This is a genomic window from Paludibacterium denitrificans (assembly GCF_009707705.1).
GTDB classification, from domain to species: domain Bacteria; phylum Pseudomonadota; class Gammaproteobacteria; order Burkholderiales; family Chromobacteriaceae; genus Paludibacterium_A; species Paludibacterium_A denitrificans.
This window is the reverse complement of record NZ_WLYX01000001.1, coordinates 1,393,676-1,412,773: the sequence shown is the minus strand read 5'-3', so window position 1 is coordinate 1,412,773 and position 19,098 is coordinate 1,393,676. Positions and strand designations below refer to the sequence as shown.

The 19,098-nt window shown below is 60.6% G+C and carries 29 protein-coding genes and 4 pseudogenes; 23 read left to right on the top strand and 10 right to left on the bottom strand.

What is annotated here, in order from left to right:
• Positions 1-4 precede the first annotated feature (4 nt).
• The gene (locus GKE73_RS09360) at positions 5-475 is read left to right on the top strand and encodes a CYTH domain-containing protein (protein WP_230369848.1); all 471 of its coding nucleotides are present in this window, start codon (positions 5-7) and stop codon (positions 473-475) included.
• Between the two features lie 48 nt (positions 476-523).
• Positions 524-1,806 (top strand): annotated as a pseudogene (gene hemL, locus GKE73_RS09355) (glutamate-1-semialdehyde 2,1-aminomutase).
• Positions 1,807-1,890: 84 nt separating this feature from the next.
• Here hemL and GKE73_RS09350 read toward each other — a convergent pair.
• Genes GKE73_RS09350 through GKE73_RS09340 form a run of 3 tightly spaced genes read right to left on the bottom strand, consistent with a single transcriptional unit; the run spans position 1,891 to position 2,983 of the window.
• A complete protein-coding gene (locus tag GKE73_RS09350; RefSeq protein ID WP_230369847.1) occupies positions 1,891-2,094 on the bottom strand; it encodes a tautomerase family protein in 204 nt (67 codons plus the stop codon).
• Positions 2,082-2,411 (bottom strand): EamA family transporter, encoded by a 330-nt coding sequence (locus tag GKE73_RS09345; protein WP_230369846.1) that lies wholly within the window; start codon positions 2,409-2,411, stop codon positions 2,082-2,084. The genes GKE73_RS09350 and GKE73_RS09345 overlap by 13 nt, the downstream gene beginning before the upstream one ends.
• 26 nt (positions 2,412-2,437) lie before the next feature.
• Entirely contained in the window at positions 2,438-2,983 is a 546-nt protein-coding gene (locus GKE73_RS09340) for an EamA family transporter (protein ID WP_230369845.1), read from the bottom strand.
• A gap of 99 nt (positions 2,984-3,082) precedes the next feature.
• On the opposite strand from GKE73_RS09340, the gene GKE73_RS09335 reads away from it, so the two are divergent.
• The 4 genes from GKE73_RS09335 to GKE73_RS26985 all read left to right on the top strand — a co-directional run bounded on the left by GKE73_RS09335 (position 3,083) and on the right by GKE73_RS26985 (position 4,512).
• Positions 3,083-3,262: a helix-turn-helix domain-containing protein gene (locus tag GKE73_RS09335; RefSeq protein WP_230369844.1), complete on the top strand. Its 180-nt coding sequence runs from the start codon at positions 3,083-3,085 to the stop codon at positions 3,260-3,262.
• Between the two features lie 5 nt (positions 3,263-3,267).
• Entirely contained in the window at positions 3,268-3,936 is a 669-nt protein-coding gene (locus tag GKE73_RS09330) for a LysR substrate-binding domain-containing protein (protein WP_230369843.1), read from the top strand.
• 220 nt (positions 3,937-4,156) lie between these two features.
• A complete protein-coding gene (locus GKE73_RS09325) occupies positions 4,157-4,471 on the top strand; it encodes an FKBP-type peptidyl-prolyl cis-trans isomerase (RefSeq protein WP_512698921.1) in 315 nt (104 codons plus the stop codon).
• Positions 4,438-4,512, top strand: coding sequence for a hypothetical protein (locus GKE73_RS26985; protein ID WP_512698920.1), 75 nt, complete (start codon positions 4,438-4,440; stop codon positions 4,510-4,512). Before GKE73_RS09325 ends, GKE73_RS26985 begins: the two co-directional genes overlap by 34 nt.
• A gap of 80 nt (positions 4,513-4,592) precedes the next feature.
• Here the strand turns inward: GKE73_RS26985 and GKE73_RS09320 are convergent, their stop codons facing one another.
• From GKE73_RS09320 to GKE73_RS09310, 3 genes are read right to left on the bottom strand one after another with little or no spacing between them, the layout of a single operon-like run.
• Positions 4,593-5,078, bottom strand: a complete 486-nt coding sequence (locus tag GKE73_RS09320) for a type 2 periplasmic-binding domain-containing protein (protein WP_230369842.1) — start codon at positions 5,076-5,078, stop codon at positions 4,593-4,595.
• Positions 5,038-5,178: a type 2 periplasmic-binding domain-containing protein gene (locus tag GKE73_RS09315; protein ID WP_230369841.1), complete on the bottom strand. Its 141-nt coding sequence runs from the start codon at positions 5,176-5,178 to the stop codon at positions 5,038-5,040. The genes GKE73_RS09320 and GKE73_RS09315 overlap by 41 nt, the downstream gene beginning before the upstream one ends.
• A gap of 53 nt (positions 5,179-5,231) precedes the next feature.
• Positions 5,232-5,519 carry a LysR family transcriptional regulator gene (locus GKE73_RS09310; RefSeq protein WP_230369840.1) on the bottom strand — a complete coding sequence of 96 codons (288 nt, stop codon included), beginning with the start codon at positions 5,517-5,519 and terminating at the stop codon, positions 5,232-5,234.
• Positions 5,520-5,579: 60 nt separating this feature from the next.
• On the opposite strand from GKE73_RS09310, the gene GKE73_RS23130 reads away from it, so the two are divergent.
• The 3 genes from GKE73_RS23130 to GKE73_RS09300 are packed head-to-tail and all read left to right on the top strand — an operon-like array spanning position 5,580 to position 7,113.
• Positions 5,580-5,714 carry a hypothetical protein gene (locus tag GKE73_RS23130; RefSeq protein ID WP_280954859.1) on the top strand — a complete coding sequence of 45 codons (135 nt, stop codon included), beginning with the start codon at positions 5,580-5,582 and terminating at the stop codon, positions 5,712-5,714.
• A gap of 2 nt (positions 5,715-5,716) precedes the next feature.
• Complete coding sequence (locus tag GKE73_RS09305; protein ID WP_230369839.1) at positions 5,717-6,289, top strand: MFS transporter; 573 nt, start codon at positions 5,717-5,719, stop codon at positions 6,287-6,289.
• Positions 6,277-7,113 (top strand): MFS transporter, encoded by an 837-nt coding sequence (locus GKE73_RS09300; RefSeq protein ID WP_230369838.1) that lies wholly within the window; start codon positions 6,277-6,279, stop codon positions 7,111-7,113. Before GKE73_RS09305 ends, GKE73_RS09300 begins: the two co-directional genes overlap by 13 nt.
• 44 nt (positions 7,114-7,157) lie before the next feature.
• Here the strand turns inward: GKE73_RS09300 and lptM are convergent, their stop codons facing one another.
• Positions 7,158-7,295: an LPS translocon maturation chaperone LptM gene (lptM, locus tag GKE73_RS09295; protein ID WP_230371450.1), complete on the bottom strand. Its 138-nt coding sequence runs from the start codon at positions 7,293-7,295 to the stop codon at positions 7,158-7,160.
• Positions 7,296-7,401: 106 nt separating this feature from the next.
• On the opposite strand from lptM, the gene cyaY reads away from it, so the two are divergent.
• From cyaY to GKE73_RS09255, 9 genes and pseudogenes are all read left to right on the top strand, one after another.
• Positions 7,402-7,719 (top strand): iron donor protein CyaY, encoded by a 318-nt coding sequence (gene cyaY / locus GKE73_RS09290; protein WP_230369837.1) that lies wholly within the window; start codon positions 7,402-7,404, stop codon positions 7,717-7,719.
• Positions 7,719-7,847: a hypothetical protein gene (locus GKE73_RS23125; protein ID WP_280954858.1), complete on the top strand. Its 129-nt coding sequence runs from the start codon at positions 7,719-7,721 to the stop codon at positions 7,845-7,847. The genes cyaY and GKE73_RS23125 overlap by 1 nt, the downstream gene beginning before the upstream one ends.
• A 3-nt stretch (positions 7,848-7,850) precedes the next feature.
• Positions 7,851-8,054 (top strand): hypothetical protein, encoded by a 204-nt coding sequence (locus GKE73_RS09285; RefSeq protein ID WP_230369836.1) that lies wholly within the window; start codon positions 7,851-7,853, stop codon positions 8,052-8,054.
• 267 nt (positions 8,055-8,321) lie between these two features.
• Positions 8,322-9,061: pseudogene (rsmA, locus tag GKE73_RS09280) on the top strand (16S rRNA (adenine(1518)-N(6)/adenine(1519)-N(6))-dimethyltransferase RsmA).
• Positions 9,062-9,214: 153 nt separating this feature from the next.
• The gene (locus GKE73_RS09275; RefSeq protein WP_230369835.1) at positions 9,215-9,952 is read left to right on the top strand and encodes an amino acid ABC transporter ATP-binding protein; all 738 of its coding nucleotides are present in this window, start codon (positions 9,215-9,217) and stop codon (positions 9,950-9,952) included.
• Positions 9,953-10,159: 207 nt separating this feature from the next.
• A complete protein-coding gene (locus GKE73_RS09270) occupies positions 10,160-11,059 on the top strand; it encodes a glutamate/aspartate ABC transporter substrate-binding protein (protein WP_280954857.1) in 900 nt (299 codons plus the stop codon).
• Positions 11,060-11,185: 126 nt separating this feature from the next.
• Positions 11,186-11,929, top strand: coding sequence for an amino acid ABC transporter permease (locus GKE73_RS09265; RefSeq protein ID WP_230369834.1), 744 nt, complete (start codon positions 11,186-11,188; stop codon positions 11,927-11,929).
• A gap of 102 nt (positions 11,930-12,031) precedes the next feature.
• A complete protein-coding gene (locus tag GKE73_RS09260) occupies positions 12,032-12,529 on the top strand; it encodes an ABC transporter permease subunit (RefSeq protein ID WP_230369833.1) in 498 nt (165 codons plus the stop codon).
• Positions 12,530-12,608: 79 nt separating this feature from the next.
• The gene (locus tag GKE73_RS09255; RefSeq protein ID WP_230371448.1) at positions 12,609-13,343 is read left to right on the top strand and encodes an amino acid ABC transporter ATP-binding protein; all 735 of its coding nucleotides are present in this window, start codon (positions 12,609-12,611) and stop codon (positions 13,341-13,343) included.
• Between the two features lie 84 nt (positions 13,344-13,427).
• On the opposite strand, the gene thpR is transcribed toward GKE73_RS09255, so the two are convergent.
• From thpR to GKE73_RS09240, 3 genes and pseudogenes are all read right to left on the bottom strand, one after another.
• Positions 13,428-14,042 (bottom strand): RNA 2',3'-cyclic phosphodiesterase, encoded by a 615-nt coding sequence (gene thpR / locus GKE73_RS09250; protein WP_230369832.1) that lies wholly within the window; start codon positions 14,040-14,042, stop codon positions 13,428-13,430.
• Positions 14,014-15,146: pseudogene (locus GKE73_RS09245) on the bottom strand (PilT/PilU family type 4a pilus ATPase). The gene thpR and the pseudogene GKE73_RS09245 overlap by 29 nt, the downstream one beginning before the upstream one ends.
• Positions 15,147-15,191: 45 nt before the next feature.
• A pseudogene (locus GKE73_RS09240) lies at positions 15,192-16,230 on the bottom strand (type IV pilus twitching motility protein PilT).
• 158 nt (positions 16,231-16,388) lie between these two features.
• On the opposite strand from GKE73_RS09240, the gene GKE73_RS09235 reads away from it, so the two are divergent.
• From GKE73_RS09235 to GKE73_RS09215, 5 genes are all read left to right on the top strand, one after another.
• Positions 16,389-17,081: a YggS family pyridoxal phosphate-dependent enzyme gene (locus GKE73_RS09235; RefSeq protein ID WP_230371447.1), complete on the top strand. Its 693-nt coding sequence runs from the start codon at positions 16,389-16,391 to the stop codon at positions 17,079-17,081.
• Between the two features lie 67 nt (positions 17,082-17,148).
• A complete protein-coding gene (gene proC, locus GKE73_RS09230; RefSeq protein WP_230369831.1) occupies positions 17,149-17,955 on the top strand; it encodes a pyrroline-5-carboxylate reductase in 807 nt (268 codons plus the stop codon).
• A gap of 2 nt (positions 17,956-17,957) precedes the next feature.
• The gene (locus GKE73_RS09225) at positions 17,958-18,299 is read left to right on the top strand and encodes a YggT family protein (RefSeq protein WP_230369830.1); all 342 of its coding nucleotides are present in this window, start codon (positions 17,958-17,960) and stop codon (positions 18,297-18,299) included.
• Positions 18,263-18,535 carry a YggT family protein gene (locus tag GKE73_RS09220; protein WP_230369829.1) on the top strand — a complete coding sequence of 91 codons (273 nt, stop codon included), beginning with the start codon at positions 18,263-18,265 and terminating at the stop codon, positions 18,533-18,535. Before GKE73_RS09225 ends, GKE73_RS09220 begins: the two co-directional genes overlap by 37 nt.
• An 81-nt stretch (positions 18,536-18,616) precedes the next feature.
• Positions 18,617-18,922: a c-type cytochrome gene (locus GKE73_RS09215; RefSeq protein ID WP_230369828.1), complete on the top strand. Its 306-nt coding sequence runs from the start codon at positions 18,617-18,619 to the stop codon at positions 18,920-18,922.
• Positions 18,923-19,098 lie beyond the last annotated feature (176 nt).

Here is a 19,098-nt window from a genome sequence, read left to right as displayed (position 1 = left end):
CATCATGGCTGTGGAAATTGAACGGCGTTTTATCGTGCATGGCGATGCCCGGCGCAAGCTGGCACCGGGCGTGCCCTACCGGCAGGGTTATCTGTCGGTACAGAAGGAACGCACCGTGCGCGTGCGCATCGTCGGCTCGCAAGCCTGGCTGACTCTCAAAGGACAGATCAGCGACATCAGCCGCCATGAATTCGAATACCCGATTCCGCTGGCCGATGCCCAGACCATGATGGACAGCATGTGCCCGATGGTGGTGGACAAGCATCGCCACAAGATCGAGCATGGCGGCTTTATCTGGGAAGTGGACGAATTTTTCGGCGACAATGCCGGATTGGTGTTGGCCGAAATCGAACTGCCGAGCGAAGACACCCCGTTTGACAAGCCCGACTGGGTCGGCGAGGAAGTGACCCACGATGGCCGCTATACCAACGCCTATCTGTCGCAGAACCCTTATACCCGTTGGCCGCACGCCTGAGCGGCGTGTTTCGGCCAACCTTTTGCATTGGTTACACAGGAACTCAACATGTCCCGCAATCTCGAACTGTTTGAACGTGGCAAGAAAACCATTCCCGGCGGCGTGAACTCGCCGGTGCGGGCCTTCGGCTCGGTCGGCGGCACGCCGCGTTTCGTGCAGCGTGCCGAGGGCGCGTATTTCTGGGATGCCGACGACAAGCGTTACATCGACTACATCGGCTCCACGGGGCCCGGCCATTCTCGGCCACGCCCATCCCGAGGTGATCGAGGCGGTGAAAAAGGCCGCCGAGGGCGGTTTGTCGTTTGGCGCGCCGACGGAAGGCGAAATCGACATCGCCGAAGAAATCTGCAAGCTGTTGCCGTCGGTCGAACAGGTGCGGCTGGTCTCGTCCGGCACCGAAGCCACCATGAGCGCCATCCGGCTGGCGCGCGGCTTCACCGGGCGCGACGCCATCATCAAGTTCGAGGGCTGCTACCACGGCCACTCCGACAGCCTGCTGGTGAAAGCCGGTTCCGGCCTGCTGACCTTTGGCAATCCGTCTTCCGGTGGGGTCCCGGCCGACTGCACCAAACACACGCTGGTGCTGGAGTACAACAACGTTGCGCAGCTGGAAACCACCTTTGAAAAACTGGGCGACCAGATCGCCTGCGTCATCGTCGAACCGTTTGCTTAAGCAACATGAACCTGGTGAAACCGAGCGCCGAATTCGTCAAGGCACTGCGCGCGCTGACGGAAAAACACGGCAGCGTGTTGATCTACGACGAAGTGATGACCGGTTTCCGTGTTGATCTGGGCTGCGCCCAAGGGCTGCATGGCGTGACCCCGGACCTGACCACGCTGGGCAAGGTGATCGGCGGTGGCATGCCGATGGCGGCGTTTGGTGGCCGTGCCGACATCATGAGCAAGATTTCGCCGCTGGGAAATGTCTATCAGGCAGGCACCCTGTCGGGTAACCCGGTGGCCGTGGCCGCTGGCCTGACCACGCTCAAGCTGATCCAGCAGCCGGGCTTCCACCAAACGCTGGCCGCACGGACGGCGCGTCTGGCCAACGGTTTGCAGGAAGCCGCCAAGGCCGTAACGGCGTGAACATGGCTGCCGACAGCGTGGGCGGCATGTTTGGCCTGTATTTCAGCGGCCGCGTGCCGACCTGCTACGCCGACATGATGCAAACCGATCAGGAGGCGTTCAAACGCTTCTTCCATGCCATGCTGGACGAAGGCGTGTACTTTGCGCCGTCGGCCTTCGAGGCCGGTTTTGTCTCCATCGCCCATAGCGACGAGATCATCGACAGCACCATCGCGGCGGCCCAGCGCGCGTTTGCCCGCATTTAACGTCGATCTTTCTGCTTTCGGCCAACCTTGGCCACACGCCAACAGGCCACCCAGCGGGTGGCCTGTTTTGCATGCTGGCGGTGCTTAACCGCCACGGGCGCGGCGCACGGTGATGCTCTCGCCGCCAATGCCCCAGTTATCCGTCTCCACTTCGTCGATCACCACCACCGTGGTTTGTGGATTCTTGCCAAGCGTGTCGCGCAGCAACGCGGTGACCCCGGCAATCAGCTCGGCTTTCTGCTCGGTGCTGGCACCTTCGCGCGTGATCTTGATGTTTACGTAGGGCATGAGGTTTTCCTTGTGCGGTTGAGTGGACGCGACGCGAGAAATGCGCCGCAAGAAACGGTAAGCAGCCCGGCACCCAGCCAGAGCGTCAGCGGTTCGTGCAGCAGCGGAGCCGACACCAGCCCCACCAGTACCGGCACCAGTGCGATCAAGGCGCCCACGCGGGCCGGGCCCAGCGCTTCCACCGCCTTGAGAAACAGCATCATGGCGATAATCGTCGGCCCGATACCCTGATACAGCGCCTGCAACAGCAGCGCACTGAGCGGCGCGACGGTAATGGCTTTGGGTAACAGCAGCAGATAAACCGGCAGGTACAGCATGGCCGAGGCCAGCGCGACAAAACGTGTCAGCAGCCGGGCGAAAACGCCCAGCGTTTGGTCAGCACGCTGAACAGCGCCCGGGCCAGTGACGCGCCCAGCAGCAGCGCATCGCCGCCCCACTGCCCGGCATGCCCGGTGCCCGACAGCAGCGGAATCGCCGTCAGCACCACGCCGGTGGCGATCAGGCCATAACCCAGCACGCGCTCTGGCCCCGGTCGTTCACCGGCCAACAGCCAAGCCAGCAGGGCAATCAGAAAAGGCTGCAGCCCCGGCAGCAGAATCGCCCCGTGTGCCAAGCCGCCCACTTGAAGCCGAGCATAGGCCAGTACGCCATAACCCACGCCGCCGAGTGCCGCCAGCAGCCACAGGCGGCCATCCTGCCAGTGTGGGCGTGGCAGTGGCCCGAACAGCGCCAGCAAAATCAGCGAAGCCGTGGTCAGCCGCAGCGCCAGAATGTCGTAAGGCGTCAGGATGCTGGTACCACCCAGCCGCGAGATGACGATGAAACCGCTCCAGATGAGCACCGTACCGATGGCGGCCAGATAGCCGTGCCGGATGGAAGGGGAAGACATACAAGCCTCCGTTGCATGGCGATAACCCAAGCCTAGCCGGGCTTTATATTCTTTAAAAATGAATTATTATGATTAAAACCATCTCGTGGAGAGAATGTAATGGGGCTGGATGACTTGTTGATTTTCCAGACGGTACTGCAGGAAGGCGGGATTACCCGTGCTGCCAACCGCCTTAACCGGGTGCAGTCCAACATCACCACGCGCATTCGCCAGCTGGAAGACGATCTGGGCGTGGCGCTGTTTCTGCGCGAAGGCAAACGCCTGATTCCCTCCGCTTAAGCCAATTGCTGGGCGACTATGCCCAGCGCCTGTTGACGTTGGCCGACGAGGCGCGCGCGGCGGTGACGGGCCGCCAGCCGCGTGGTCAGTTGCGTCTGGGGTCGATGGAAAGTACCGCCGCGATACATCTGGCGCCGGTGCTGGCGGCGTTTCATGCGCGTTATCCGGAAGTGCGGCTGGAGCTGAAAACCGGTGCCTCCGGCCCACTGCTGTCCAGCCTGCTGGATGGAGACTTTGACGGCGTGCTGGTGTGCGGGCCGGTGACTGATCCGCGACTGCAGGCAACGCCGGTGTATTGCGAAGAGCTGGTGGTGGTGGCGGAAAAAAACCACCCGCCCATGCGCTCCGCCGCCGATGCCCACGCGCCGTCCCTGCTCGCCTTTGCTCCCGGTTGCGCCTATCGGCACCGGCTGGAAGCCTGGCTGGAGCGTAGTGGCGTCAGTACCGACCGCATTGTGGAGATGTCGTCTTACCACACCATGATCGGCTGCGCGGCCAGCGGCATGGGGCTGGCGCTGATTCCGCGTCGTTTGCTGGCGTGTTTGCCGGGGGCGCAGGCGGTGTCCATCCATGCGCTGCCGCCCGATCTGGCTCAGGCCGAAACGCTGCTGGTGCGCCGTCACGGCCTGCTGGCGTCAGACGATCGATGCCCTCACCGCCTTGTTGCTGGATGACTCCACTGCCGAGTTAGCTGGCTGATAACGCTGTCAGCACATCATCCTGCAGCAACCGCGGCGCCCAATGCGACGCGGGTTTGGGTAAAGGAATGGTTGTTATGCTACGGCGCCGCGTCCGGGCCGAATGTAATTTTTCCTGCTGTGTTTTGCCAGAAAGCGGGATAACGCAACGGCTCCGGCCAAACCGTTAAAATAGCCGCCGTTACTGTTCTGGCAGATGGAGAGAGGCAAGATGAGCGATACGCTTCGGGTGGAAGACCTGCAATTGGGCGAAGGCAAGGCGGCGGTCAAGGGCGCGCTGATTACCACCCAGTACACCGGCTGGCTGGAAGACGGCACCGTGTTCGATTCGTCCTACATGCGCGGCAAGCCGTTTCAGTGCGTGATTGGCACCGGCCGCGTGATCAAGGGCTGGGATCAGGGCCTGATGGGCATGAAAGTGGGCGGTAAACGCAAGCTGTGGGTGCTTAAGCGCATCTGGCTTATGGCGACCGCCAGATTGGTGCGCATATCCAACCCAACTCCAATCTGATCTTCGAGATTGAATTGCTGGAAGTGCTGACGCGCGACTAGCGTGATAAGCGTTGCCGTGGCCAGCCATCTAGCCGATGAGGGCTGGCCAGTTCGGCCGTTGTGATCCGTTTCCTTTTCTCTTACGCCGCAGACATCCCGCTGCGCTCGCCCTGCTCCTGCAGTTTTTGTTCCAGCCCTTGCAGCAATAAGCGTGTCTTGGTTGGCAGCAGAGTGCGATTGGGCATCAGCGCATAGGTCTTGAGTGGCTCGGCGCACCAGCCGGGCAGCAATTCCACCAGTTCTCCACGTTGTACCGCTGCCGTCGTGTAATTGCGCCCGAGCAGCCCGGCGCCGATGCCTGCCACCGCCGCCTGCTGGCGTAAACCGGCGTTGGGTGTTTGCAAACGCAGCGCGGCTTCCAGCAGATAACGCTCCCCGTCCTGATGGCTGAAATGCCGGGCAAGGCCGTGGCCGAACCCAGCAGCGGCCAGTGGTGCAGCGCGTCCGGGTGTGTCGGCATCCCCAGACGGGCAATCAGGCTGGGGGCGGCGTACACCGCTTGTTCGATGCTGTACATGCGGCGCATCACTGGCTGGAGTCCGGCAACGGCTGGCTGGTGATGACAAAACTCACATCGAAGCCGCTGGAGAGCGGATCGGTAATGCCGGACACCACTTCCACCTCGACCCGCAACTCCGGGTAGTCGGCGAGCAAGCCGTTGACCACCGGACTCAGATGCAGCCCGGCAAATTCATACGGCGCGGCAATACGCAGCGTGCTTAAGCCAGTGGGGCTTCGGCCAACCCTGCCAGGTGGTCGGCGACATCGTCCAGCCGGGCAAACAACGGGTTGATGTCTTGCAGCAGTCGGTTGCCCGCTTCGGTCAGCCGCAAATGACGCGTGCTGCGTTCTAGGAGGCGAAGGCCCAACCGTTTCTCCAGCCGCGAGATGGCCGTGCTGACCGACGATTTGGGCAAATCCAGCCGTTCGGCCGCGCGCGTGAAATTGCCCAGATTGGCAACGCAGGCAAACAGATACCAGTCGTTCCAGTCGTTTGTACGGTTCATTGAACAATCAATTCAAAAATAGAAATTTATCCGCAATTCTGCACAATATACAGTGTGCTGATGCAACTTTTTTCTCGCAGCAGCGCGGTTTTGCTCTCGGCACATCCCGGTTATCCGCCGTGGCAGGTGTATCTGTTCGGGCTGACGCTGGGTCTGGTCACCGGCATGGATTTCATCGCCTCCGGCATGCATTAGCCATGGCTGCCAGCCACATTCAGGGCGGTATCGGTGCCACGCCGAACGAATTTCTCTGGGTGCTCACCAGCTTTGCTTGCGGCACGGTGATCGCCAATTTGCTGATCGGGCAGCTGGCGCGCCGCATCGGCTACCGTCGTTACACCCGCTTTGCCCTGTGGTTGTTCATGCTGGCGACGCTGGCCTGTAGCGTGGCGCCGGATATCCGCTATCTGGCGTTGGCGCGTTTGCTGCAAGGGTTGGCGGCAGGTGGGTTGTTTACCGCGTCACGGGTGCTGATCCAGCTGGTGGCCCTGCCGCGTGAACGCAAACCGCTGATGTACGGTTTTCTGCTGGGCTGTTTCGGCTTTGGTGCGCTGATTCCGTGGTTGTCAGCCATGGTGGTGGAACAGGCGGGCTGGCAAGGGGTGTTTGGCGTGCAGGCGCTGCTGGCGTTACCGGTATGGCTGTTGATGGAACAGTGCTATCCGCCGCACGATGGCCAGCCAGCCGCCGGACAGCAGGGAAAACTCGACGGCTGGGCGGTGCTGGCGTTTGGCTCTGGGCATGCTGCTGTTGCTGCATGCGGGCGATGACGTGCAGTTGTTGCGCCCTTCGGCCAACCCTGTGGCATTGGCCGGTGGTGTGCTGGGGCTGGCGCTGCTGGGCTGGACCGGCTGGCGGCTGTGGCATCACGTCGATCCCTCGGCTGGATTTACGCAGCCTGGTGCGGCGCCGTTACCTCACCGGTCTGGCGTTTTACATGCTGTATTACCTGTGCAATGGCGGCTGGAACTACGTGTTGCCGGTGTTGCTGGAAAACGGGCTGGGCTTCAATTTCATCACTACCGGCCGCGTCATGAGCCTGAGCAGCAGCGTTACCGTGCTGGTGGCAATGGGCTATCTGTATTTCAGCCAATACATCGCGCGGCGGCGCGGCTATATCGTGCTGGGCTTTGGCCTGCTGATGGTCAGCTGCCTGTGGACGGCGCAAAGCCTGATGAGCGGGCTGTCGGTCGATGCCTTGTTGCCGCCGTTGCTGCTGCATGGGCTGGTGCCGGTACTGGCCGTGGTGCAGGTGGCGTCGATGACCTATCTGGAGCTGGAACCGGGCGATTTTGCCCACGCCTACCAGTTGAAGAACATCCTGCGCGAACTGGCGCGCACCGTCGGCACTGGGTTGGCATGCCTGCAATTGCAAAACAGTCAGGCCGCCGCGCGCACGGTACTGATCGAACGGCTGACGCCCTATCAGTTGGCCACTGCCAACCAGCCGTTAACGCCGGAGTGGCTGGCGCAGCTATCGGACAGCGTCAATCAGCAGGCCACGCTACTGGCGGGGCAGCTTCTGTTGTTGGTCATGGCCGGGGTGGCGGCACTGGCCATGCTGGCCGTCATGCTCCAGCGCCATCTGGTCTAGGCCGGGTCAAGGTTGGCCGAACATTGGCCAACCGGCACCAAACGTCAGTGTGCAGCCGAAGCGGCCCGCGGGGCGTTAGCCGGTGCCGAGGCTGGCGCGGTGGGCGCTTGTTTCTTTGGCAGATACAACGCGCCTTTATAACCGCAGGCAGTCAACAACAGGGTCAGGGCAACACAGGCCATCAGGGTTCGCATGCTGGGTAATCCGATGTGGCAAAATGGCGATACTAACAAAGCGCGGCGGGGACGGGTATCCGCCCTGCCCTTGCCCTGAGCAGAAAGACGCCCCATGACTGAAAGTGAATTCCTGAATCTGACCGACGGCATTTTCTCGCGCATCGAAGCCGCCATCGATGACGCAGGCACGGATGCCGACTACCTGACCAACGGCAACGTGCTGGAAATCGAGTTCGACAACGGCAGCAAGATCGTCGTCAACCGCCACACCGCCAATCAGGAACTGTGGATTGCCGCCAAGAGCGGCGGTTATCACTTTGCCCGTAGCGGCGAACAATGGATTGCCGCCCGCGACGGTGCCGAATTCTTCAGCACGCTGAGCGCCGCCATCCGCGACGCGAGCGGCGAAGACTTCCAGCTTGAAGCCTGATGGACGCGGCTTGGCTGGCGCTGGGCGGCGTGGCGCTGTCCGCCTTCCTGTCTGCCACCCTGCTGCCCGGTAATTCCGAACTGGCGTTGTCGGCGTTTCTCTACCGCTGGCCGGATTGGCTGTGGTAAGCGTTGCTGCTGGCCACGCTCGCCAACAGCGTAGGCAGTGCCACCAGCCTGTGGCTGGGCAGCCGCGTACCGCCCAAAACCCTGTCGCCCCGGTTGCAACGCTGGTTTGACCGCTTTGGCCCGGCGGTGTTGAGCCTTGCCACGGGTACCATTCATCGGCGATGCCCTGCCGCTGGCCATGCGGCTGGTTGCGGTTGCCCAAACTGAGCTGCCTGCTCTGGCTCACCGTCGGCAAGGCGGCGCGTTATGCGGTTCTGGCACTGGGGGTGTTGTTCTGGCGGCCGCATTGAAGCCTGACGCGGCCCGCCCGCCACCCGCCTGATTTCATCTGCATAAAATGCCGGTTTTCCGCCACAACAATTGGCACAGGTCTTGTCCGGCAGTTTACAATCGCCCCAGCCAACACATTGAATTTCCATGAACCAGCACATACCCCGCAAGCGCTTCGGGCAGAATTTTCTGCAGGATGCCAGCGTGATCGACAACATCGTTCATGCGGTCAATCCGCAGCCCGACGACACCGTCATCGAAATCGGCCCCGGCACCGGGGGCGATCACCCGCCCGTTGCTGCAGCGTCTCAAGCATCTGCACGTGGTGGAAATCGACCGCGACATCATCAGCCGCCTGCGTAGCGAGTTTGCGCCGGACCGGCTGACCATCCACGAAGGCGATGCGCTGGCTTTTGATTTTGCCAGCGTGGGCACCGGGCCGATCAAGATCGTCGGCAACCTGCCCTATAACATTTCCACACCGCTGCTGTTTCATCTGGCCAGTTTCGGCCAACGCGTCATCGACATGCACTTCATGCTGCAAAAGGAAGTGGTTGATCGCATGTTGGCCGAACCCTCGACGCCGGACTACGGTCGCCTGAGCGTAATGTTGCAGTACCGTTTCGAGATGGAACACATCCTGCATGTACCGCCGGAAGCGTTCTGGCCGCCTCCGAAGGTGGATTCGGCCGTGGTGCGCATGATGCTTCGGCGCCGGGGCGCTGCGGCGTGGCGCAGGATGAAGCGTTGCTGGAAGCCACGGTGATCAAGGCGTTTGCCCAGCGGCGCAAAACGCTGCGCAATAACCTCAAGGGCGTGCTGGACGATGCCGGTTTTGCCGCGCTGGCCCTCGACCCGGGTTGCTTAAGCCGGAAAACGTGGCCGTGGCCGATTACGTGCGGCTGGCCAATTATCTGGCTGCAGCGGCCAGCAAAGCGCCATAACAATCAAGCGATTATGTTGCATTGCGGCTTGCGCTGGCGACAATTGCATCACACAATCACTGGCTTTCCGGCCAACATCCCCGGCAGGAAAGTCTTGGGCCGTCCATCCACAAGAGACGGTAATATCGAGTTACAAAGGTGGGAAGGGAAGTCATGATACGTTTTATCAACGTGCACAAATGGTTCAAGGATCTGCATGTCCTGAACGGCATCAACCTGCACGTGCAAGCCGGTGAAGTGGTGGTGGTCTGCGGCCCCTCCGGCTCCGGCAAATCCACCCTGATCCGTACCGCCAACCAGCTGGAAAGCATTAACGACGGCGAGATCTGGGTGAACGGCAAAAACGTGGCAGACCCCAAGACCAACCTTAACGCCCTGCGCGCCGAAGTCGGCTTCGTATTCCAGCATTTCAACTTGTACCCGCACTTGTCGGTGCTGGACAACATCACCCTCTCGCCCATTGCGGTCAAGAAAATGGACAAGGCCGCGGCGGAGAAACTGGCGGTGCAGCTGCTGGAGCGTGTTGGCACGGCACACAAGCAAAATGCCTTCCCGGCGCAATTGTCCGGTGGCCAGCAGCAGCGCGTTGCCATTGCCCGTGGTCTGGCCATGCAGCCCAAGGTGATGCTGTTTGATGAACCCACCTCGGCCCTCGATCCGGAAATGATCGGCGAAGTGCTCAAGGTGATGAAAGACCTTGCCGAATCCGGCATGACCATGATGGTGGTGACCCACGAAATGGGATTTGCCCGCGAAGTGGCCGACCGGGTGATTTTTGTTGATCACGGCCAGATTCTTGAAGAAGCCCCTCCCGAGGAGTTTTTCCTCAATCCGCAGCACGACCGTGCCAAACAGTTCCTGCGCCAGTTACTGACGCCCATGAATAACTGACGTACCCCGAAGTTGTTCGCGGCCAGCCCGACCAGGGTTGGCCGAAACAGATGGCTTGTGCTAACCATTATTAACAATCGTTGAAATGTGGCCACCGTCACGTCCGGCTCTTGCTACGTTTTCGTTGCGAGTCGGCCGGAGGGATGGCCAATGACCGATGCCGTGGCTGGCACAGCCTTGTCCCCCTGTATCAAAGGAGAAACTGTCATGCGTTTTTGCACCCGTCTCATTTGCGCCGCTACGCTGTCGGCACTGGCCGCTACCCCGTTGATGGCCGCCGAACTGACCGGCACCCTGAAAAAGATCAAGGAATCCGGCACCATCGTGCTGGGTAACCGCGACTCCTCCATCCCGTTCTCTTACCTCGACAACAGCCAGAAGCCGATTGGCTACTCGGTTGACCCGGCCAATAAAGTGGCCGAGCAGGTGAAAAAAGAACTGAAGATGCCGAACCTGAAGGTGCGCTACAACCTGGTGACCTCGCAGACCCGCATCCCGCTGGTACAAAACGGTACGGTCGATCTGGAATGTGGTTCCACCACCAACAACGTGGAACGCCAGAAACAAGTCGCCTTCTCCGTGGGCATCTTTGAAGTTGGCACCCGTCTGCTGACCGCCAAGAATTCCGGCATCAAAGACTTCCCGAACCTGAAAGGCAAAAACGTCGTCACCACGGCCGGGACCACCTCCGAGCGTCTGTTGAAGGCGATGAATGCCGAAAAACAAATGGGCATGAACATCATCTCCGCCAAGGACCACGGCGAATCGTTCCTGATGCTGGAATCCGGCCGTGCCGCCGCATTCATGATGGACGATGTGCTGCTGTATGGCGAAATGGTCAAGGCCAAGAACCCGGCCAACTGGGTGGTCACCGGCAAGCCGCAATCGTTTGAAATTTACGGCTGCATGATGCGCAAGGGCGACCCGGCCTTCAAGAAGGTAGTGGATGATGCGCTGAAAGCCACCTACAAGTCTGGCGAAGTGAAGAAACTGTACAGCAAGTGGTTCCAGCATCCGGTACCGCCTAAAGGCCTGAACCTAAACTTCCCGATGTCCAACGAGTTCAAGACCCTGATTGCCAAGCCGACCGACAAGGCTGCCGAGTAACCCGGCGTTGCTGACAAAGCCTGACGACTGAAGGGGCGCCCACCGGCGCTCCGGCTGCCGGTTGTGCGCCATCTGGCGTGCCCGGCGGCGGATGGCGCTCGCGTCCCTTTTTCATTGGAGGTTTGCATGAATTACAACTGGAACTGGGGCATCTTCTTCCAGTCCACCGGTGTTGGCAGCGAAATCTACCTCAACTGGTTCATCACGGGCTCGGGCTGGACGCTGGCCGTATCGCTGGCCGGTTGGGTTATCGCGCTGCTGCTCGGCTCGGTGCTGGGGGTGATGCGTACGGTGCCGAACCGTCTGCTGTCCACGGTCGCGACCGCTTATGTCGAGCTGTTCCGCAACGTGCCGCTGCTGGTTCAGCTGTTTGTCTGGTACTTCCCGGTGCCCGATCTGTTGCCCGAACCGCTGCAGGTCTGGTTCAAACAGGATCTTAGCCCGGCAACCTCGGCGTTCCTGTCGGTCGTGGTGTGTCTGGGGCTGTTTACCGCCGCTCGGGTGTGTGAACAGGTGCGTACCGGCATTCAGGCGCTGCCCAAAGGACAAGGTAATGCCGCGCTGGCGATGGGTTTCACCCTGCCGCAGGTGTATCGCCATGTGCTGTTGCCGCAGGCGTTTCGCATCATCATTCCGCCACTGACCAGCGAGTTCCTCAATATCTTCAAGAACTCGTCGGTGGCCTCGCTGATCGGCCTGATGGAGCTGCTGGCTCAGACCAAGCAGACGGCAGAGTTTTCGGCCAACATCTTTGAAGCCTTCACGCTGGCCACGCTCATCTACTTTGTGCTCAACATGAGCCTGATGGGCCTGATGGGCTGGATCGAGCGCCGGGTACGCATCCCCGGCATGATGGGAGGAAGCAAATAATGGCCTTCGATTTCAGTCAGATTGGTCCGGCGCTGCCCGGCATGGCCGATGGCATGATGCTGACGCTCAAGCTGTTGGGCATGGCGGTGGTAAGCTGGGGTCGTGCTGGGGACGTTATTGGCACTGGCGCGCCTGTCCAGTCAGCCTGTGTTGTCGCGGCTGGCGCGTTACTACGTCAATATTTTCCGTTCCATCCCGTTGCTGCTGGTGATTTCCTGGTTCTATCTGGTGGTGCCGATGATCATCAGCTGGATCACCGGCAATCTGGAGCCGGTGGGGGCGTTTACCTCCTGCCTGGTGGCGTTCGTGATGTTCGAGGCGGCGTATTTCTCGGAGATCGTGCGTGCCGGTATCCAGTCCATTGCCAAGGGGCAGATCAATGCCGCCTACGCGCTGGGCATGACTTATGCACAGGCGATGCGTCTGGTGATCCTGCCGCAGGCGTTCCGCAAGATGATGCCGCTGTTATTGCAGCAATCCATCATCCTGTTTCAGGATACCTCGCTGGTGTATGCGGTCGGTCTCATGGACTTCCTCAACACGGCCCGCTCCAAGGGTGACATCATCGGTTTGCCGCATGAGTTTCTGATTTTTGCTTAAGCGCGGTGTACTTCGTGATCAGTTTTGGCGCTTCCATTGCGGTGAAGCGCTTGCAGAAAAGGTTGGCAGTATGAGCGCAATGATCTCTATCCAGCACGTCAGCAAATGGTATGGCGACTTTCAGGTGCTGACCGATTGCACCACCGACGTGAAAAAAGGCGAAGTGGTCGTGGTGTGCGGGCCGTCCGGCTCGGGTAAATCCACGCTGATCAAGACCGTCAACGCGCTGGAGCCGTTCCAGAAGGGCGACATCATCGTGGACGGTATCTCGGTGGGCGATCCCAAGACCAACTTGCCCAAGCTGCGCAGCCGCGTCGGCATGGTGTTCCAGCACTTCGAGCTGTTCCCGCATCTGTCCATCACCGAGAACCCGGCCATTGCCCAGATCAAGGTGCTGGGCCGCAGCCGTGACGAAGCCATGGCCAAGGGGCTGAAGCTGCTGGAGCGCGTCGGTCTGAAAGCGCATGCCGACAAGTTCCCCGGCCAGCTCTCCGGTGGTCAGCAGCAACGCGTCGCCATCGCCCGTGCGCTGGCGATGGACCCGATTGCCATGCTGTTTGACGAACCGACTTCGGCACTGGATCCGGAAATGGTCAACGAAGTGCTGGATGTGATGGTGGAACTGGCACAGGAAGGCATGACCATGATGTGCGTCACGCACGAAATGGGCTTTGCCCGCCGCGTGGCCAACCGCGTGATCTTCATGGACCGTGGTTGCATCGTGGAAGACTGCGCAACCGAGGAATTTTTCGGCAACATCAACGCCCGCTCCGAGCGTGCGCGCCAGTTCCTGTCCAAGATCCTGCAACACTGATCGTACGACGCATCGGGTTGGTCGCCGTCAGTGTTCGGCCAACCTGTCTGGCGTTAGCAAAGCCACCGCATTGCGGTGGCTTTTTCATGTCTGGCTATGCCCCAGCGGCCAGCGGGCCAATTGCCGGTAATGTGCCCCGTGCGGCCCCAGCGTGGACTGTACCAGCGCCAGATGATCCAGCCGGTAGTCGATGGCCGGAACCGGTTGGGGTGCCAGCACCTCACGGGTATGGCGCAACAGTGTCAGGTGCGGCGTGTAATGGCGCGAGTCGCTGGCAATGCCGCAGACGTGCAGCTGCTGACGGATGGCATGCACCAGTGCCAGCAGGCTCGCCGGCGTGTGTGCAGGCGCCAGATAACCGATACCGTTGCGCCAGCTGCCACAACGGTTGAAGTGCAAACACAACGCGGCATGCTGTCTGGCCAGTGGCGCCAGCGCCGTGGTGAGCGCCGTCAGGCGCTGGGCAGGAACATCACCAAGAAACGCCAGCGTCAGGTGCCACAACGCTGGCTTGACCGGTCGCCCCGCTACCTGTTGCTGCAGGGCGGATTGCGCGGCCCGCAGTTTTTTGTGGGTCGCCTCGCCCGGCCAGACTGCCAGAAACAACCTCAGCCGGTGCGAGGCCGACTGAGGTTGGCCGAAGCCGGACGCGCACTGCCCGTGCGGCGGCTCAGACGATGTCGAGATGGCCGATGCCATCCATCGGGTCGCGGGTTTTGGCGTCTTCGCCGTACAGCTTGATTTTCAGACGCAGGTCGTTGATCGAGTCGGCATTGCGCAGCGCATCTTCATAGCTGATCCAGCTTCGTACAAGTCGAACAGCGATTGGTCGAAGGTCTGCATGCCGCTTTCACGCGAGCGCGACATTACCTCCTTCAGCCCGGCAATTTCGCCCTTGAAGATCATGTCGGAGATCAGCGGCGTGTTGAGCAGAATCTCCACCGCCGCGATACGGCCTTTGCCGGTTTTCTTCGGCAACAACCGCTGGGAAATGATTGCGCGCATGTTGAGCGACAAATCCATCAGCACCTGCTGGTGGCGTTCTTCCGGGAAGAAGTTGAGGATGCGGTCCAGCGCCTGGTTGGAGTTGTTGGCGTGCAGCGTGGCCAGACACAAGTGGCCGGTTTCGGCAAACTGCAGGGCGTAGCCCATGGTCTCGCGGTCGCGGATTTCACCCATCAGGATCACGTCCGGTGCCCGGCGCAGCGTGTTCTTCAGCGCCACATCCCAGCTCTCGGTATCCACGCCGATTTCACGCTGGGTAACGATGCTCTTCTTGTGCTGATGGACAAATTCGATCGGGTCTTCGATGGTGATGATGTGGTCTTGCGCATTGCTGTTGCGCCAGTCCACCAGCGCCGCCAGCGAGGTGGATTTACCGGAACCGGTACCGCCGACAAAGATCACCAGGCCGCGCTTGATCATGGCGATATCACGCAGCACGTCCGGCATGTTCAGCTCGTCAAAGTGCGGAATCTCGGTGTTGATCTTGCGCAACACCATGCCCGCCGCCCCCTGCTGGATGAAGGCGCTGACGCGGAAACGGCCGATGCCCGGCGGGTTGATGGCGAAGTTGGCTTCCTTTTTCGATTCGAACTCTTCGGTCTGGCGGTCGTTCATCACCGAGCGCACCAGCTCCTTGGTGTGCTGGGCCGATAGCGGTTGTGGCGATACCGGGGTGATCTTGCCGTCGATCTTCATCGCCGGGGGAAAGTCGGCGGAAATGAAAACGTCCGACGCATTCTTGCCGACGGCGTGAGTGAGCAGGTCGTGAATAAACTTGGAGGCCTGGTCTTTTTCCATCTGGAATTCTCCCTGTGCGTAACGGGCGGACGCGGCTTAAGGCCGTTAGAATGCGTCCTTGTTGGCCGCCTTGATGCGCGCTTCTAGCGGGCTCACCACGTTACGACGCACCAACTCCTGCAAACACTGGTCCAGCGTCTGCATGCCGTACTGCTGGCCGGTCTGGATCATCGAGTTGATCTGCGCGATCTTGTTCTCGCGGATCAGGTTACGGATGGCTGACGTGCCGATCATGATCTCGTGCGCCGCCACGCGGCCGTTGCCTTCCTTGGTCTTGAGCAGCGTTTGCGAAATGACCGCGCGGATCGATTCGGACAACATCGAGCGCACCATTTCCTTCTCGCCTGCCGGGAACACGTCGACGATACGGTCGATGGTTTTGGCGGCTGAGCTGGTGTGCAGCGTGCCAAAGACCAGGTGACCGGTTTCGGCGGCGGTTAGCGCCAGACGGATGGTTTCCAGATCGCGCAATTCGCCCACTAGGATGACGTCCGGGTCTTCGCGCAGCGCGCTGCGCAACGCTGCCGCAAAGCTGTGCGTCTGCTGTCCCAGTTCACGCTGGTTGATCAGGCTCTTCTTGCTGTCGTGCACGAATTCGATTGGGTCTTCCACTGTCAGGATGTGGGAAAACTGATTGTCGTTGACGTAGTCCACCATCGCTGCCAGCGTGGTGGATTTACCAGAGCCGGTCGGCCCGGTGACCAGCACCAGCCCGCGCGGATAGCTGGAAATGTCCTCGGAAAATCTTTGGCGCGCCCAGTTGCTCGAGCGTCAGCACCTTGGAGGGAATCACGCGGAATACCGAACCCATCCCGCGGTTCTGCACGAAGGAGTTGACACGGAAACGGGCGATGCCGGGCAGTTCAAACGAAAAGTCGCATTCCAGCGTGTCTTCAAAGGTCTTGCGCTGGTAGTCGTTCATGATGTCGTACACCATGTCGTGCACATCATGGTGATCCAGCGGCGGCAGGTTGATGCGGCGGATATCGCCGTTGACGCGAATCATCGGTGGCAGCCCGGCCGACAGGTGCAAGTCGGATGCCTTGTTCTTGACGGTAAACGCCAAGAGCTCGGAAATTTCCATATAATTCTCCACGATAGCTGGCAGGTGCCTGACCGGCATTATTCAATCCGATTGTAAGCGCAAGCGGCGTGCCGTGGGTATGGCATGTGGTATCAACGCATCACGCCGGGCACGTGGCGTGGCAAACCGGCACGTATTGCCGCTGGCAAGGACATTTCATGACCTCATCAATCCCTCAAGCACTGCAGGCCGTACGGCAGCGCCTCACGTTGGCCGAACAGGAAGCCGGACGGCCCGCTGGCAGTGTAACGCTGCTCGCCGTGAGCAAAACCTTCCCGGCGGCGGCGATCCGCGAGGCGTATGCTGACGGGCAACGCGCGTTTGGCGAAAACTACGTGCAGGAGCTGGAAAGCAAGGCGCAGGAATTGGCCGATCTGGCCATCGAGTGGCACTTCATCGGGCCATTGCAATCCAATAAAACCCGGCCGGTGGCACAAACCGCACACTGGGTGCACTCGGTGGAGCGGCTGAAGATTGCCGAGCGGCTATCGGCGCAGCGTCCACCGGAACTGGCTCTGCTCAACGTCTGCGTACAGGTCAACGTTTCCGGCGAAGCCAGCAAAAGCGGCTGCGCTCCGGCGGAGGCACGTGCACTGGCCCAAGCCGTGGCGGCCCTGCCGCATTTGCGCCTGCGCGGCCTGATGTGCATTCCCGAACCCACCGAGGACGCCTCGCGGTTGGCGGCGCAGTTTGCCCTGTTGCGGACGATTTTCCAGCAGTTGCAGGCGGATGGCCCGGCACTGGATACCTTGTCCATGGGCATGTCGGCCGACATGGCGCTGGCCGTGCACGAGGGCGCGACGCTGGTGCGCGTCGGCTCGGCCATTTTTGGCGCCCGGAACTATCATTGACGATTGCAACCGGCTTGCCGGTTGCCTATTTCCGGTCTCGCTGGCCGGAACCAGAGAGGAAAACAGCATGCAGATTACCTTCATCGGCGGCGGCAACATGGCAACCGCCATCATCGGCGGCCTGGTTAAACAGGGCGGTCACTCCCTGCACGTGGTCGATCCCAACGCCGACAAGTTGACTTACCTTTACCGCGAGTTCGGTGCCGTCGGCAGCCATGACCTGCCGGACAGCTTTACCGCCAGCGACGTGGTGGTGCTCGCCGTCAAGCCGCAACAGCTCAAGGAAATTTGTCTGCAACTGGCCTCGCGCCTGAACGGCGCGCAGGTGGTGTCGATTGCCGCCGGTATCCGGATCGAGGCGCTGGCGCACTGGCTGCAAACCGAGCGTATCGTCCGCGTCATGCCCAATACGCTTAGCCATGGTGGGCAAGGGTGTGGCCGGGCTGTACGCTCCGGCAGGGTTGGCCGAAAGCGACCGCCAGGGGCTGCCGAAACCATTATGCAGGCCGCTGGTATTACCGTCTGGCTGCCGGAAGAAAGCGGCATCGATGACATTACCAGCGTCTCCGGCAGCGGCCCGGCCTATGTGTTCTATTTCATCGAAAGCATGATCGAAGGCGCACAGCAAGTCGGTTTTTCCGCCGACGAAGCACGCCGACTGGTATTGGCCACCTTCGATGGCGCGCTGGAATTGGCGCGGCAAAGCCCGTTGCCGGTTGCGACCCTGCGTCAGAACGTGATGTCCAAAGGCGGCACCACCGAGCGCGCGATCCAGCGTTTTGAAGCCGAAGGCGTCAAAGCGGCCATCGTTGCCGGGGCGCTGGACTGTCGCGATCGTTCCATCGAGCTGGGTCAACAACTGAGCCGGGATTGAACATGCTGCTCGATATCCTGCAATTTCTGATCGAAACCCTGTCCCGGCTGTTTGTGCTGGTCCTGCTGCTGCGTTTTTACCTGCAAGTGGCACGCGCCCCGTTCAAACATCCGCTGTGTCAGTTTGTCATGGCGGTGACCAACTTTGCCGTCCTGCCGACGCGCAAGCTGTTACCGTCCATTCACGGCTACGATACCGCCACCATGGTGCTGGCACGGGCGGTGAGCCTGCTGGCCGGGGTGCTGGTGGCGGCGATCAATTCCGTGCCGGATATCTTTGCCCTGCCCCGGTCTGGGTTGCACTGGTGTTGCGCGCGCTGCTGGAGGTGTTCCGCCAGTCGCTGACCCTGCTGATGGGCGCGGTAATCGTGCAGGCGGTCATGAGCTGGGTCAATCCTTACCACGCGCTGTCGCCCATCCTCGACGCCCTCACCCGGCCGTATCTGCGACCGTTCCGCCGCTTTCAGGTGGGCGGGGTGGATTTGTCTCCGCTGATTGTGTTGCTGATTATTCAGGTGTTGTTGTTGGTTGTAAGCACGCTGGATGTGACCTTTTTGACTCAACTCAAGGTCTCCATCTAGCAAATGTGATTATTTATCATGCTTTATTGCCGCCGTTTGGTTTAGGGTGGCGATATGGCTTCAATAACCGGGAGATTCGTGATGAAAAAAACTCTGCTTGCTGCGCTGGTATTGGGTTCCATGGCCGCTCCGGCGATGGCCAACCTGCAACTGGCCCAGAAAAACAACTGCCTGTCCTGTCACTCTGTTGACAAGAAGGTAGTGGGCCCGGCATACAAAGACGTTGCCAAGAAATACAAAGGCCGGGCTGGCGCCGAAGCCAAGCTGGTTGCCAAGGTCAAGGCCGGTGGTAGCGGCGTATGGGGTCCGGTTCCGATGCCGCCGAACACCCAAGTCAAAGACGCCGACGTGAAAACGCTGGTTAAGTGGATCCTGTCCCTGAAATAAGCAGGACAAGCAATATCAGGCAAGGCGGCGCAAGCCGCCTTTTTGTTGCGAGAAATCCTTGTAGCACGGGCCTGATGAGCTATACACAATGTCAGCAGCAGGGGCTTTTGCTGCATGATGTCTGACAAGACAGTTGCACAAACATCATGCCGCCGGTAATCTTCTCCGCCTGTTGC

Bases quoted from the DNA above. Each gene is read 5' to 3' on its own strand.
- GKE73_RS09360 (WP_230369848.1), top strand. From the start codon at position 5: ATGGCTGTGGAAATTGAACGGCGTTTTATCGTGCATGGCGATGCCCGG.
- GKE73_RS09350 (WP_230369847.1), bottom strand. From the start codon at position 2,094: ATGCCCTACGTAAACATCAAGATCACGCGCGAAGGTGCCAGCACCGAG.
- GKE73_RS09345 (WP_230369846.1), bottom strand. From the start codon at position 2,411: ATGCTGTACCTGCCGGTTTATCTGCTGCTGTTACCCAAAGCCATTACC.
- GKE73_RS09340 (WP_230369845.1), bottom strand. From the start codon at position 2,983: ATGTCTTCCCCTTCCATCCGGCACGGCTATCTGGCCGCCATCGGTACG.
- GKE73_RS09335 (WP_230369844.1), top strand. From the start codon at position 3,083: ATGGGGCTGGATGACTTGTTGATTTTCCAGACGGTACTGCAGGAAGGC.
- GKE73_RS09325 (WP_512698921.1), top strand. From the start codon at position 4,157: ATGGAGAGAGGCAAGATGAGCGATACGCTTCGGGTGGAAGACCTGCAA.
- GKE73_RS09310 (WP_230369840.1), bottom strand. From the start codon at position 5,519: ATGAACCGTACAAACGACTGGAACGACTGGTATCTGTTTGCCTGCGTT.
- GKE73_RS23130 (WP_280954859.1), top strand. From the start codon at position 5,580: ATGCAACTTTTTTCTCGCAGCAGCGCGGTTTTGCTCTCGGCACATCCC.
- GKE73_RS09305 (WP_230369839.1), top strand. From the start codon at position 5,717: ATGGCTGCCAGCCACATTCAGGGCGGTATCGGTGCCACGCCGAACGAA.
- GKE73_RS09300 (WP_230369838.1), top strand. From the start codon at position 6,277: ATGCGGGCGATGACGTGCAGTTGTTGCGCCCTTCGGCCAACCCTGTGG.
- lptM (WP_230371450.1), bottom strand. From the start codon at position 7,295: ATGGCCTGTGTTGCCCTGACCCTGTTGTTGACTGCCTGCGGTTATAAA.
- cyaY (WP_230369837.1), top strand. From the start codon at position 7,402: ATGACTGAAAGTGAATTCCTGAATCTGACCGACGGCATTTTCTCGCGC.
- GKE73_RS23125 (WP_280954858.1), top strand. From the start codon at position 7,719: ATGGACGCGGCTTGGCTGGCGCTGGGCGGCGTGGCGCTGTCCGCCTTC.
- GKE73_RS09275 (WP_230369835.1), top strand. From the start codon at position 9,215: ATGATACGTTTTATCAACGTGCACAAATGGTTCAAGGATCTGCATGTC.
- GKE73_RS09270 (WP_280954857.1), top strand. From the start codon at position 10,160: ATGCGTTTTTGCACCCGTCTCATTTGCGCCGCTACGCTGTCGGCACTG.
- GKE73_RS09265 (WP_230369834.1), top strand. From the start codon at position 11,186: ATGAATTACAACTGGAACTGGGGCATCTTCTTCCAGTCCACCGGTGTT.
- GKE73_RS09255 (WP_230371448.1), top strand. From the start codon at position 12,609: ATGATCTCTATCCAGCACGTCAGCAAATGGTATGGCGACTTTCAGGTG.
- thpR (WP_230369832.1), bottom strand. From the start codon at position 14,042: ATGGCATCGGCCATCTCGACATCGTCTGAGCCGCCGCACGGGCAGTGC.
- GKE73_RS09235 (WP_230371447.1), top strand. From the start codon at position 16,389: ATGACCTCATCAATCCCTCAAGCACTGCAGGCCGTACGGCAGCGCCTC.
- proC (WP_230369831.1), top strand. From the start codon at position 17,149: ATGCAGATTACCTTCATCGGCGGCGGCAACATGGCAACCGCCATCATC.
- GKE73_RS09225 (WP_230369830.1), top strand. From the start codon at position 17,958: ATGCTGCTCGATATCCTGCAATTTCTGATCGAAACCCTGTCCCGGCTG.
- GKE73_RS09215 (WP_230369828.1), top strand. From the start codon at position 18,617: ATGAAAAAAACTCTGCTTGCTGCGCTGGTATTGGGTTCCATGGCCGCT.